Genomic DNA, 13,756 nt, shown 5'->3' with positions numbered 1-13,756 from the left:
CCGGGGTGGGCTGGATTAGAGAAAAGATTGATGCAGCAATAAGGTGGAAAGCGACGCCCTATATAGTTTTGATTATCGGCTGTTCCATTTTGCTTTTTCCTTTATACTGGACAGTCATAACTTCTTTTAAGTCTGTAGGTGAAATTTTCACCTGGCCGCCCACGCTTTTTCCAAAGGACTGGACTTTGTATAACTATGTGAAGGTTATCTTGAATAGCCCTATCCCTTTAAACATTCTTAATTCTGTTATATACGCTCTGGTGGTAACCGCCTTTGTGCTGGTGGTGGGTGTTTTGACCACCTATGGTCTGGTGATGTATCCTTATCGCGGTAGTGAAAAGATAGCTTTTACCTTTTTTGCTACCAGAATCATACCTCCTCAGAGCCTCTGGCTGCCTTTTTTAATTATGCTGACCAGGTTGGGTTTGGTGAATTCTCGACCTGGGGTTATATCTTTTCTGGTGGTCCTGGTTTATCCTCTTTCTATCTGGATGCTGAGAGGGATTTTTGGAGCTTTTCCCCGGGAGTTGCTCGATGCAGCAGAAATTGATGGCGCTACCAGGCTTCAGGCTTTAATTCGAGTTGTGCTACCGGTTGTAGCCCCTGGAGTAGGAGCGGTAGCAATCATTTCTTTTCTGTGGTCCTGGAACGAATTCATGTTCCCTCTTCTTTGCCTTAATTCCCCGGAACTTTATCCCATCACTCTGGGAATCTTCCGTTTTGTGTCTGACGAAGGCATTCAGTGGGGTTCTATATGTGCGAGTGGTGTTTTTGCAATACTGCCCGGGATGATATTTTTCATCATTGCCCAAAGATACATTGTTGAAGGATTGACAGAAGGAGCTTTAAAAACTTAGCAGGATTTCACCCTGTAAGAAGGGAAGGAGGACGAAATGTATAAAGTTGCCCTGGTTTTCCCGGAGTCATTCATTCGTTTTGTGGAGGGAATGAAGAATAGGTTAGAAAAAGAGGGCTTTGAAGTTGAAGTTGTGCTTTCTGAGGGTCCAATCACTCAGGAGAAGAAAAGGTCGCTACTTGCTGGCTCTCACGTTTATGTTACCGGAGGTGTTGAAAAGGTTGTTGCTTCCGATCTTGAGGGAGTTACGCAACTGAAGCTGATTCAACGTTTTGGGGCTGGATACGAAAATGTGGATTGCGAAGCAGCCGCCAGGTGGGGGATTTATGTTGCCAACATTCCAGGAGCCAATGCCGATTCGGTGGCAGACCTCACCATAGGGCTCATCATAGCTTTGCTGAGAAATATAGTGAAGGCTGATGCCTTTTTGAGAAAAGGTGTATGGCGTTTCTGGCTCGGGCGGGAACTTGCCGGCAAGGTACTGGGCATTTTGGGATTGGGTGCCATTGGGAAAGCCGTGGCGCTCAGAGCCCGTGCTCATGGTATGAAAGTTATCGCCTTTGATATTCAACCCAACCTGGATTTTGCGAAAAGGCACGACGTAAGGCTGGTTTCCAAAGAAGAGTTGTTGCAAGTCTCAGATATAGTTACCATTCACATGCCGCTTACTGAGAGGACTCAGAACTTTATATCTGAGCGAGAGTTTGAGCTTATGAAGCCCGGAGCTTATCTTGTGAACACTTCTCGCGGTGGACTGGTGGATCACGCTGCTCTCATCGCTGCCTTGCAGAGAAAACGTATTGCTGGAGTGGCTCTGGATGTTTTTTACAGAGAGCCACTACCTGAGGGGGACAGAATTCTTGAGTTCGATAATGTGGTTTTAACTCCTCACATTGGAGGGAGCACAGTGGAAGCTCTGGAGAGGTTGGGCGAAGTGGTGATTGAAAACTGCTTGCGGGTTAAGCGAGGAGAAAGACCGCTTTATGTGGTGAATGGAGTTATTTGATGCTCACGTTCTCGTAGCCATACTCTTAGCTTCCTACGTAGCCAAGGCTACGGGAGACCTTTTTGCAGGTTTCTATAACTTTCTGAGCAAAAAGGGGGATTTTTTCGTCGGTAATTCTCATAGAGGGTCCGGAAATGCTCATGGAGGCAATAACCTTGCCTGAGTAATCTCTTATTGGAGCAGCAACACAGCGTATACCAGGTTCATTTTCTTCGTTATCTACTGCGTATCCCCTTTCTCTGATGGTTTTGATTTCCTTCCACAGTGCTTCTTTGGTGCTTATGGTATTGGGTGTGAAAACTGGAAGCCCCTTCTTCTCAATTATTTCTTCAATTTCTTCATCACTCAGGAAAGCAAGAATAGCCTTACCAATACCTGTTGAATGGAGACAAACTCTTTTGCCAACCGGGAGGGCTATTCGCAAGGATTGGTCGCTTTCTGCACCCTCTATAGACACTACCTCATGTCCATCCCGGACTCCAAGGTGTACTGTTTCTCCGCTCCAGCGGGAGAGCTCTTCCATGAGGGGCAGAGCCACTTGCCTCAAGCTCATACCCTTCCAGACAATGCTCCCCAGCTCGAAGACCTTGATTCCCAGTCGGTATTTGCCGCTCCGGAAATCACGAACCAGGAAACCCTTGTTGAGCAGTATTTTTAAAAAGCGATAGATACTTCCTTTGGGAAGGGCGGTTTTCTGAGCGATTTCTGCAGCGCTCAGTTCATTATGGTCCAGAGTAAAAGCTTCCAGTATTTGAAGTGCTCTTTCCACCGATTTTAAGGTGTCATTTTTTCTTGAGTTACGCATCATATCCTCTCTTTTGTGATAGAACTCAAACTCTGGATGAAAAACAATAACCCGCCAGTTATTATACTACACTGTGGGGAAATGCTAATCTGTTTCCAGATAACAACCTTCGAGCCTCTGTAGTTTTTCAAAGAATTCTTGAGGGATTGGAATGCCCTTTTTCAGGCGCTCTTCTTTTGTTTTGAATTCTCTTTCGCCGGGTAGCAGAATTTCATCAAATCCTGGAGCGGGAGGAAGACTTTTTATTTCGGATATCATTTGGTCTACTCTGTGTTTAAACTTTGCTGGGTCACAGAAAGAAGCAACGTTGATTGCTCCTACAAGATGTCCCAGTTTTTCAGGTTTGGAGAAATCGTCTCCCCGGTGGATGTGATTACCAAAGTTTGACTCGGTAAGGATACCGCACAGAATGTCAATGATAATTGCTAAACCGGAACCTTTAGGTCCACCGACAGGAAGCAAGGCGGCGACTCTTTTGGGGTCAGTAGTTGCATGACCATTTTCATCGATAGCTAAACCTTCTGGTATTTCTCTCTCCTCCATGGCTGCAAGTATTATGCTACCCATTGAAGTCACGCTGGTTGCCATATCGAGTACTATTGGAAAATGTTTTTCAGCGGGTATTGCAATGGCCAGAGGATTGGTTCCCAGGTAGGCTTTTCTGGCTCCAAAAGGAGCTACCCGGGAATCTGCATGGGTCATGGCTATGCCTATCATGTCTTTTTCCAGAGCTTTCATCGCAAAGTAGGCTGCCATACCAAAGTGACTGCTGTTTTTAATGGTTACTAATCCTATTCCGCTGTGTTTAGCCATTTCCATGGCCAGTTCCATCGCTCCCAGAGTGGCCACCTGTCCTGGTCCATCGTCTGCATCGACCACTGCAGTACTGTGAGACTTTTTGATGACCCGGTAATCAGGGTCGGTATTGATGAGCCCCTTTTTAATCCTCTTTAAGTAGTAGAGAGGCAACCTGACAATACCGTGGGTGTCCACGCCACGCAGGTTTGCTTCCACCAAGGTATCAGCGACTATGCAGGCATCCTCTTTTTTTCAGGCCTGCTTTTATAAGAACGCATTGGGCATAATCGCTCAGCGCTTTCGCCTTAACTATGATGGCTTCCATTTTTCAACCTTCTCTATATAAAGATAGAGTAGCAAATAGGGGAGCCGATGTGGCTCCCCAGCTTGCGCGGAAAGTATCGCACATTTTTGCTTGATAGGATTCACTTTTTATTCCATGGTTCAGGCAAGGGGTATTCATCCAGAAGTTTCTTAGCCTGTTGTTTGATTTCTTCACTGGCAGGAAGAAGCGGCAGTCTGGGAATGCCACCGGGTAACCCCACCAGATTCATTGCAGCCTTTATTCTTATGAGATAAGAGGCGCCATGCTCTCCAGCAAAGAAGAAGTCAAGCAGAGGTTTAGCCTTAAGCAGTATGTCTTTGACTTTTTCATAATCTTTCTGGATTTCCGCTTGGTAGATGGCCACACAGGTTTGGGGGATAATGCAGGCTTCTCCAGTAACGAATCCCCTGGCTCCCATGAGGGCTGTGTATGGTTCGTGAGGTTCTCCTGAACCATTGATAACTGAGATTTTGTCTCCGATGGCGTTAACCACTTTCCAGAATTTTTCGATGTAAGGGGTATTTTCTTTGAGGGCCACTATGTTGGGTACTTCATCGACCAGTTTTGCCAAGGTTTCTACTGGAATGTCCCACTGGGAGGCGAACCAGTTGTTGTAAACCATGATACCCATTTTGCTTTCTCGGGCTATTGCTTTGTAGTGGGTGAGAATGATTTCTTCGTTGGGTTTCCAATAATAGGGTGGGCTGATCATAACGCCGTCAAGCCCGGCTTCTTCGGCATATTTGACCAGTTTGATAACCGTTCGCGTGTCGGTATGATTGCATCCCCCGAGAACAGGTACCGCATCTCCGGCTTCTTCTTTAACTATTTTAAAAATTCTTGCCCGCTCTTCATCGCTGAGCATGGGGCATTCGCCTGTGCTTCCAGTTGGTACCAGCACTCCGGTTCCCTTCTTGATGCCGCTTTCGATGAGGAATCTGGTTAACTTGCGCACTCCTTCTTCGTCCACTTCGTAGTTGTCTTTGAAAGGTGTGGTCATTACCACTACGACTCCCTTGATGTTTTCTCTTAATTCATCAAAACTTTGCATAGCCGGTCCTCCTTTATCGTATTTTGATAACATAACATCACTTTGTGAAAATAATAGACCTTATTATCTGACTTGTCAAGTGGGGTGGTATCCTTTTCGTTTTGCGGCTTCTTTGGGTTTCTGGTAAACGCATGGTTTGCTTATCCCGGTAAAAATCATTTTATACCTCCTGCTGCCAGACCAGAGACGTAGTAATCTACCAGCAGAGAAAAGGTGAGTACCACCGGTATCGCAGCGAGTAATCCTCCGGCCATTAAGGGTCCCCAGAAAAACATGTCTCCCCTGATAAGCTCAGTTGTGGTGCCTATGCTCAGGGTTTGCTTCAGGGAGTCGGAAATGAAAGCCAGGGCGTATATTAGCTCTCCCCAGGAAAGAGTGAAGCAGAAAAGGGTTACGGTTACCACTGCTGGCAAGGACATGGGGAAAACGACACCCCAGAGAATCCGAAGCCGAGAGGCACCATCAACCATGGCCGCATCTTCTATTTCTCTGGGTAGATTGCGGAAATAGCCCATGAGCAACCAGGTGCTGAAGGGTATCTGGAAGGTTGGATAGGTGAGTATCAAAGACCAGAGAGAATTAGCTACTCCGAGAGAGTTCACGACCTTGGCAAGGGGAATGAACAGCAGAGTTTGTGGTATCAGGTACACCACAAATATGCCTGTCCCCATGGGCTTTGCCCCCCTGAATCGTAAGCGAGACAGGGCATAGGCTGCCAGAACGCTTGAAAATATGGATATGCTGGTGGTTACTGCCGCCACCAGTGCCGAGTTGAAGTACCACTTGAGGTAATTGGTTTTGGTAAAAAGGTGTAGATAATTTTCTAAGGTGGGTTTTGAGACCCACAGTGGATTGGAACGTATGTTGTACAGCTCACGAGTGGTTTTAAAAGAGCTTAAAATCATGCAATAAAAGGGATAAAGCACAAAGATCAGCACCACAACGAGTAACGAGAGAGCAAGCATTCTGTTTAACTTGTATTTTTTTCGGCTTTGCTTCCGCATGGTTATATCCTCAATAAGTTTCTCCTTTGCTTATAATTCCCAGCATAATCGCCGCTGAAACAAGTAGGAAGGGAAACATGAACAAAGAAATTGCCGCACCCATCCCCAGTTTCCCCCCGCTTAGACCGTACTGGTAAGCTAAGGTAGCAAAGACCTGAGTGGCGTTCACAGGCCCTCCCCGGGTAAGGATGTAGACGATGCTGAAGTCTGAAATGGTCATGACTATCGAAAAAAGCGTTATCACGAGCAAGGGAGGTTTCAGGAGGGGAAGGGTTATTGCCCAAAACTTTTTGAGGGGGCTTGCTCCGTCCACCTCCGCTGCTTCGTAAATTTCTTTGGGAATGCCTACCAGCCCTCCCAGAAGGCCTATAGCGAAAAAGGGAACACCTCGCCAGGTGTTTACCAGGATCACTGAAAATCTTGCCCAGAAGGGCGAAGCCAGCCATGGTATCTTAGAGAGACCCAGATGGGTCAGTATCCAGTTAAGCGACCCGTAAAGAGGGTCCAATATCCATAGCCATCCCAGGATACCAAAAACCGAGGGTATAACCCAGGGCAAAAGAACGATGGCTCTTATCCATTTGTTCTTAAATTGGGGTTGAAAAAGGAGAAGAGCCACACCAAGGCCTATAAGCAACTTAAGGACCACCGATGCAAAGGTGAACAGGATGGAGTTGTAAACTGTGGTCCAGAAAACGTCGCTTTGCCAGAGAAAGCGAAAGTTTTCTATGCCGATAAACTTACCTGGCCTATCAATACGGGTGTCGGTGAAACAAAGGTAGAGAGACATCACAAGAGGCAAAGCCACCATGCTCAGAACAATTGCTAAAGCAGGGAGCAAAAAGGTGTAAGCAACTAACCCTTCTCTTTGTCGAATTTTCATGGCTTTACTTGAGTAAACCAGCAGATAGGGGTATCCCTATCTGCTGGTTTGTAAACACAAGGCTCATTTTCTTCTTATTTGAGCCATATTTCTTCAAGTTGTTTTTCCGCCCACTGAATTGCTTCCTCTACAGTCATCTGTTCAGTTACCGCATAGGCAAACATATCCGGGATTATGTAGGAATCGTAGGTGAGCTGGGCTTTTCCACCAGCTGGAGCAGGCCAGAGGGCCAGATGATAGAAGTCGCCAACTTTAAATACCACGTCAATGTCAGGATAATTTTTCCAAGAATTCAGATCTTCAAAGGGGGTCAGGTCCTTGAAAAGAGGCATGTTGTAGCCTCCGCTGGCTTCCACCCAGCCTTTGAAGTTTGCTTTTTCCAAGAGGAACAAAAGAAATTCTTTGGCTAGTTCTTGGTTTGGAGACCATTTGGTGACACCGTAGGCATACAGGCTGGTGGTTGAATAGCGCCCCTGAGTGCCCCGGGGTGGCAACACCAGACCTAGATTTTCAAAGATTTGTGGAAATTCATTCCTTGCAGCTACCACGACACTCAGAGAATTGATTATGTAGGAACCAACTTCGGAAAGAATCCATCGGTTGTTTCCTGCGCCGTCCCAGGACAGGACGTCTTGAGGCATGTATTTGAAAAGATTTTTCACGTAATTGATTGCTTCTTTTGTCTGGTCAGAGTTAATGGTTACCTTACCGTTTTGGTCTACGGCATGAGCACCAAAAGCAGCCAGGACCTGGAAAAGCCAGTCATTAGAGTCGCCGCAGTGACTTATTGGTAAGCCGACGGGGTGTCCGATCTGGTATAGTTTTTCTGCTGCGCTTAACAGGTCTTCCCAGGTATCTGGTGGCTGTACCCCGGCCTCTTTAAAGTAATCTTTCCGGTAAACACCGGGTGATGGCGTGTAATAGCAGGGTACAGAGTACCAGTCATTTCCAATTTTTGAAGCTTCTTCTGCGGCTGGCTGGTAAGGTCCGTATTTTTCCTCGATTTCGACCAGGACATCATTTAGGGGAATGAGATGATCTTTGTAGAGAGCCGTGGAATAGTTCATTAAAAGAACGATATCGTGGCCAGCCCCGGAGGTCGCTTCAGCTGCAAGCTTCGAGGAAACATCGTTTAAAGAAACGGTATCAACCCTTACGGTTATTCCTTTCTGTTGGCCAAATTCCTGGGCTAATTTTTCCAGGAATTCGTCTGAACTTGCTACAAAGTGTGCCCAGGTCAGAATCGTTAATTCTCTGGACTGAGCAAAGACCGAATTCACGGTAAAAGCCGTGACCAGCAAAACCAGTAGACCCAAAAGCAAAACCTTTTTGATCATGCTAAACCCCCCTCTTTTTATTTAATGAAGTCATCTCTTTTTGCAACTTTCTGAGATGACCGGAATACACCCTGGTTTGCTTCGGACGCGGTTTATTCATCACAATGTGATTATAAATTATCACTTAATAATGATATTGCTTTTTGGACTTTCTGTCAACAGAGCGGTTGCTTTTATCCATAAATGTGGCGAAAGCTAAATGGAATTGCTGACTAAGCGAGATTGGACGTAAAATAAAGTGCCTCGTTCAAAAAAGTCTTGAGGACCGGGTGAACGGCTTTACGATATTTCTTCTTGGCTTGCTTGGCCAGAATCCTCTTCAAGGATCTTCACCAAGACCTCAACCACCCGGGGATCAAATTGAGTGCCAGAACACCTTTTGAGTTCCTCGATAGCCTCTTCCTGTTGCATAGCTTTTTTGTAAGGACGTCCCTGAATCATCACATCATAGGCATCTACCACTGCCAGTATGCGAGCTATCAGGGGGATTTGTTCGCCCTTGAGCCCCTGGGGATAGCCCTTGCCGTCCCAGCGCTCGTGATGAGCCAGAATGGCTTCGGCAATAGGCAGAATGTCGGGTGAAGACTGGGCAATGCGGTAACCGACCTCGGGATGCTTTTTGACTATTTTCCACTCTTCAGCTGTAAGGGGTCCTGGTTTGTTAAGAATATGGAGTGGTATGGCGATTTTGCCCAGGTCGTGCAGGCGGGCAAGGAGTTCCAGACTGGTCAACTCGTCTTCTTTAAGCCCCAGTTTCCGGCCTATTCGGGATACCAGGCGAGCAATGCGGCTGGCGTGTTTCTGCGTTTCCTGGGTGGTTTCCTGGAGCGATTGTTCCAGAGAGGCAATGATTGCCGAGCGAGCGCTGCGGTTTTCGGTCAGTTTTCGGCGGTGCATCCGCTCCACGGCCTGGTTAATAACCCGATCCAGGGGTTGTTTAGAGCTGGTTTTTATCGACCAACCGTAACTTACACTCAGAGGCATTTTTTCCTGGCTTTCCTGGTTGCAACGCAGGCTGATTTCCTGGGCCAACTTCAAAATTTTTTCTTCCCGGGTACGAGGTAGAATGACCATGAATTCATCTCCGCTCCAGCGCCCAACCAGTGCTTCCTGAGGGCAGGTTTCACGGAGGGCTCGGGCGAGGTTCTGCAACATGCGGTTGCCCTCTTTTTGTCCCAGCGCGTCGTTGATGAGCTTCAATCCATTGATGTCAAAAAGCAGAATACCCAGAGGAAATTCCTGGTTTTCTTCCAGACGTTTTATCTCTTCTTCCAGGAAAGTGCGGTTATAAAGACCGGTCAGGGGGTCATGAGAAAAAAGGTAGTGAATTCTCTCTTCGTATTGTTTCCGTTCCGTAATGTCTTGAATGAATCCTTCAAGGTAAAGCAATTCTCCTTTTTCCCAGATTCCACCTCCGAATTCTTCCACGAAGCGGTATTCGCCCTGGCGGTTACGCAATCTGTATATGGCATGAAAAGACTTGCGCTCTTTCAGGGCTTCGTTGATGGTCTTTCGAAGCGGCTCCAGGTCTTCGGGGTGGCATAGCTCGGCGTAGGACAATCTTCCACTCAGAAATTCTTCTTTGGGATAACCAGTGATTTTTTCGATATGGTCGTTGAGGTACACCATGGTCCAGGCTTCGTCGTTGAGGCAAAGATACACAATGCCCGGCATGTTGTCAGCGAGAAGCTGATACCGCCTTTGCACTTCCTGCAAGGCTTTCTGGTTCTCTATTTTGTGCATGGCAAAGCCAAGGTCTGTTAGAAGTTCTTTCAGAAGGTCCAGCAGTTCTTCGTCTCGGGCATATGCTGTAGGCACTGCAGTCAGTAGAATCCCATATATCTGGTTTTTGAAAGCAATTTTGCCTGCGATAAGCGAATGGTTTTCTTTCACGCTAAGGAGTTTGGTTTCTCCCGCGTCCAGGGTAGGGGTTACAATTAAAGTGCTGTTTTGAGCAAGGAGGAAGTCTATATGCCCTGAAATCCACTCTTGCACGGTTCTTTTGTGCGGCTTTTCCTGCCTTCTTCGGGCATTGCAGAAGGCAAAATCAACAATTTCCTGGTTTTTGTCAAAGAGCGCTATCAGGGCACTTTGCATGCTCATGGTTTCCACCAGCCGGTAGCAGGCTTTTTCGATTAGTCGCTGCGGGTCTTCTTCCTGGGTAATGAGCTGGTTAACGTTGCGAATAGCCAGGAGCATTCTTTTGAGATACGCTTCACGTTGCTCAGCCAGTTTACGCTCGGTTATATCGTCAAAGACCACGCAGTAGCGTTCCCTGGTATTCCAAGGAGAATAGATGTGACAGCGGTAATATCTGCCGGTTGGGGAGTGATACAGTTCAAAAGATTGGGGAATACCGGTCAAAATGGCTTTTTCGTGTTTCTTGAACCATTCTTCTTCCATTCCCGGCCAGAGTTCGCGGGCGGTTTTTCCTCGTATTGCTTCAAGCTTCAACCCCAGCATTTTTTCGTATGCCTCGTTGACATAAACAATCCGGAAGTCCACCAGACGGCCTTCCTGGTTGAACACCGGCTCGTGGATGACAAAGGCGTTGATCATGCTTTTCAAGAGCCATTCCAATTCCCGGCTTTTCTGGAGCAGTTCTTCTTGCTCCTTTTTGTAACCAGTAATATCCCGGGCGATACCTTCGATGGCAATTCGGTTTCCCTCTGAGTCGTATACGGGAATGTTCAGTTGCTCGACCCAGAAAATTTCTCCGCTTTTACGTTGCCAGCGCAGAGTCAATGGTTTCCCAAAACCTTTTCCTTCCTGAAGCAACTTCGTGAGGACCTGGCGGTCTTCGGGGTGAATGAACGCGAAGAACAGTTCGGGGTTCCGGTAGCACTCTTCAGGTGTGTAACCGGTTACTGCGGTTACTGAGGGACTAACGTATTCAAAGCCAGGCTGGGGAAATAGGCGATAGCGGTAAAAAATGTAGAGGGTGTTCTTATCAATCAAGTTCTGAAAGAAAGTGATGTGTTCTGCTTCTCGGGGTAACTCGCTTAAAAGAAGGCATAGCTCATTGTGGTGTTGACTCACGAATGCCTGGAACAGGCGACCTGGAGGGTCGAAAAACCAGTCAAAGGCACCGCACGGGGTGTGTTGTTTCACCTTTTCCCAGAAAAGAGGATTGAAGAGCGGATTGGATTGCGACGTAACAAGTAAGTCGCTCAGTTTACAACCTTTCAACTGGTTGCCAGGTAGAGAAAATAATCTTTCAATTGACGGGTCCAGATCTTGGATCTGGTAATCATTCTCTTCCAGCCGGCAAAGATGCAGGCAAACCGAAAATGAATAGTTCTTTCCTGGTGAAACCACGGTTTCCCTCTTTTTTTATTTATTATAGCATTGTGACGTGTTGTATTTAGCTCTTTTTGGATGGTCTGGCTAATACAAAGAGCGCAAAAGCCAGGATGGGAAAAATGGAAGAAAGCAGTATAGTACGGGGAAAATGGTTGCCATTCAAAGCCAGGAAGCTCGCAAAGACCACCGGTCCCACTGCGCCACCCAGGTTGATGAAAGTTTCCAGCCAACCCATGGCCTCGGCTTGACGTGGTCTGGGTACCAGTTCCCGAATGGAAAAGAGGGCACCAATGTAGAAAAAGACAAAGCTCATACTCATTATGGTCTGAGGTAAAAGCGCTGTCCAGCCTCGTAAAAAGGGGAAAATATAGAAGGGGACAATACTCATGCTGTAGCCCAGAAGGGCTATTGAAAACGACCGCTCCGGGAAGCGAGAGCAGATGCGGCTGGCTATGGGGAAAAGGAGTATTTGAAAAAAGTTGGCCAGCCCAATGATGGTACCGCTTGAGGTGGCACTCTGGTTGGTGCTTTGCCAGAAAAGAGGCAGGAAAAAGAGTGCTCCCATAACGGCTGTAGCCCGCAGCATGGCTGATAAGTAATGGGCAAGAACGCGCTTTTCAAAAAGCCATTTTAGACCCGGGAATTCCCCTGAGGAGGGATGTACTGTATCTACTTTCCTGATAAATTTGACGGCTGGAATGGTGGTACCCAAGGCGAGAAATGCTGAAAAATAAAAATTCCAGGCGACGCTGAAATCCATCAAAATACCACTTGCCATGCAGCCCACCGAAAAACCAATACTTCTTGCAATACTCAAAAAAGTGAGCGAGCGTTCCCGGAGCTGAGAATCTTCCAGGTTGACTATCAGTTCGTTGAGGACTGGTGCCTGAACCACTATTGAGACGCCAAGCAGGAAACGCATTAGGGCAAGCAACCAGAAGCTGCCAGTGAAGGGAGTCAGAAGAACGAGTATACCCTGTCCCAGCATTCCAAGTACCAGGATGAGCTTTCTTTTTCCAGTGCGGTCAACCAGCTTGCCCAAAAGCGGCGCTCCGACCATGGAGCCTGCGGTGAGGATGCCCAGCAATATTCCAGTTTGCTGAGGTGAAAAATTCAGTTTTTGCGCAAAAAGCGAGAAGAGAGTTGAGTTGGTTGCGAAGTTAAAAGAACTTACAAAGCCAATCAGAGCAAAGGTTATAATTTCAAGATTGTGAGACCTGGACATAGGGGCTGAATTTTCCAAAAAAATCTTTGAATATGGAGATGACGAGCGCAAAAACAAGGGAAGCAACGCCCATGCTGTAGAGCACAAACTGGGGGTGGTTGCCAAAGACTGAAGAGTATCCCAGGTGGAGCAGATACCCGAATGACCAGGCAAAGCCCATGGATACCGATGAAGCCAGGGGTAAGTGATTGGGAAGCAGGTGATGGGCTTCCTGAACATTGCTGCTCATGCTCAAAAAGCCAAAAGCGTCAGCCAGGAAGTAAAAAGCGAAGATAAGTAGGGGGTTTCTGGTAGTTGCAAAGAGCAAAATAGAAGTGCCCATTCCCAGAAAAGAGATCCAGTTCACCCACCAGTTGCCAATTTTGTGGCGCAGGCAATTACCGGTGAGGTTGCTCAAGATACCCAGCACCACTCCTCCTGAAAGGAGGCTTCCTCCCACCACTAACTTAAAACCCAGACTGGATACCCAGATAGGGGTGAAGGTATGCAACCCTGACATAAAGAGGGTGCGTAACCCCACCATGAACCAGATGGGAAAGAGGAGACGAAAATATTTCAGGTTCAATCCTTCCCGGGACACTAATACCTGAAAATGCTTTTCTCTTTTGAAGAGAATGGCGAAAAGAATCATGGTTACCAGCCAGACAGAAAGACTGAAAGGAACGAGGGCCAGGGAGCCCCGGGTGGAGACCAACCAGGTTATGAAAATCGGGCCCACAGCTCCCCCGGTTATGCCTCCAGATATGAAAAAGGCAACGCCATTTTGGCGGTTGCTGGTACCTGCCCAGGAGGTTCCCAGGGGATGGAAAAGAGCATTGGCGATAAAGATGAGGAGAAAAGAAAGAATACTCAGAGTAAGAGATATGTGTAGAGCGAAAAGCACTGGTGCCAGGGTAAGGGTAGAAAGAGCTGTCAGCAAAAGCAACTTCTGGTTGGGAAATTTATGCAGGGCCTGCGCAAAGAGGAGCTGACACAGCGAAGAAAGTAAAGAGGTAGCGGCTATAAATACGGCTATTTCCCGGGGGGTGAGCCGGTAAACCTCTATTAGGTAAGGACTCAGGGCCTGCAGAAAGGAACTGAAAAAATCCACTGTGAAATGAAAAAAAGCAAAAACCAGACCCATTCACTTCACCTTCTTTGCCACTTAGACAAAAAGTGTAACA

Annotated in this window: 11 protein-coding genes; 2 read left to right on the top strand and 9 right to left on the bottom strand. The window is 47.1% G+C overall.

The window, feature by feature from the left end; translation table 11 throughout:
• Positions 1-5: 5 nt before the first annotated feature.
• A complete protein-coding gene (locus QBE54_RS07815; RefSeq protein WP_369017637.1) occupies positions 6-857 on the top strand; it encodes a carbohydrate ABC transporter permease in 852 nt (283 codons plus the stop codon).
• Positions 858-893: 36 nt separating this feature from the next.
• Positions 894-1,862 carry a phosphoglycerate dehydrogenase gene (locus QBE54_RS07810; RefSeq protein ID WP_369017636.1) on the top strand — a complete coding sequence of 323 codons (969 nt, stop codon included), beginning with the start codon at positions 894-896 and terminating at the stop codon, positions 1,860-1,862.
• Positions 1,863-1,887: 25 nt separating this feature from the next.
• Here the strand turns inward: QBE54_RS07810 and QBE54_RS07805 are convergent, their stop codons facing one another.
• The 9 genes from QBE54_RS07805 to QBE54_RS07765 form a co-directional block, all read right to left on the bottom strand.
• Positions 1,888-2,667: an IclR family transcriptional regulator gene (locus tag QBE54_RS07805; RefSeq protein ID WP_369017635.1), complete on the bottom strand. Its 780-nt coding sequence runs from the start codon at positions 2,665-2,667 to the stop codon at positions 1,888-1,890.
• 84 nt (positions 2,668-2,751) lie between these two features.
• Complete coding sequence (locus QBE54_RS07800; protein WP_369017634.1) at positions 2,752-3,681, bottom strand: Ldh family oxidoreductase; 930 nt, start codon at positions 3,679-3,681, stop codon at positions 2,752-2,754.
• A 209-nt stretch (positions 3,682-3,890) separates the two neighbouring features.
• Positions 3,891-4,841 (bottom strand): dihydrodipicolinate synthase family protein, encoded by a 951-nt coding sequence (locus tag QBE54_RS07795; protein WP_369017633.1) that lies wholly within the window; start codon positions 4,839-4,841, stop codon positions 3,891-3,893.
• 155 nt (positions 4,842-4,996) lie between these two features.
• The gene (locus QBE54_RS07790; protein ID WP_369017632.1) at positions 4,997-5,845 is read right to left on the bottom strand and encodes a carbohydrate ABC transporter permease; all 849 of its coding nucleotides are present in this window, start codon (positions 5,843-5,845) and stop codon (positions 4,997-4,999) included.
• A 10-nt stretch (positions 5,846-5,855) separates the two neighbouring features.
• On the bottom strand, positions 5,856-6,728 hold the full coding sequence (locus tag QBE54_RS07785; protein WP_369017631.1) for a carbohydrate ABC transporter permease: 873 nt from the start codon (positions 6,726-6,728) through the stop codon (positions 5,856-5,858).
• 74 nt (positions 6,729-6,802) lie between these two features.
• On the bottom strand, positions 6,803-8,065 hold the full coding sequence (locus tag QBE54_RS07780; RefSeq protein WP_369017630.1) for an ABC transporter substrate-binding protein: 1,263 nt from the start codon (positions 8,063-8,065) through the stop codon (positions 6,803-6,805).
• A gap of 279 nt (positions 8,066-8,344) precedes the next feature.
• Positions 8,345-11,383, bottom strand: coding sequence for an HD domain-containing phosphohydrolase (locus QBE54_RS07775; RefSeq protein WP_369017629.1), 3,039 nt, complete (start codon positions 11,381-11,383; stop codon positions 8,345-8,347).
• A 46-nt stretch (positions 11,384-11,429) separates the two neighbouring features.
• Positions 11,430-12,593: an MFS transporter gene (locus QBE54_RS07770; protein WP_369017628.1), complete on the bottom strand. Its 1,164-nt coding sequence runs from the start codon at positions 12,591-12,593 to the stop codon at positions 11,430-11,432.
• Positions 12,571-13,716, bottom strand: coding sequence for an MFS transporter (locus QBE54_RS07765; protein WP_369017627.1), 1,146 nt, complete (start codon positions 13,714-13,716; stop codon positions 12,571-12,573). The genes QBE54_RS07770 and QBE54_RS07765 overlap by 23 nt, the downstream gene beginning before the upstream one ends.
• Positions 13,717-13,756: the final 40 nt, after the last annotated feature.

Source organism: Thermatribacter velox, from assembly GCF_038396615.1.
Lineage (GTDB): Bacteria > Atribacterota > Atribacteria > Atribacterales > Thermatribacteraceae > Thermatribacter > Thermatribacter velox.
Note: the sequence above shows the minus strand (reverse complement) of the source record. Positions and strands in the feature narration are given on the sequence as shown.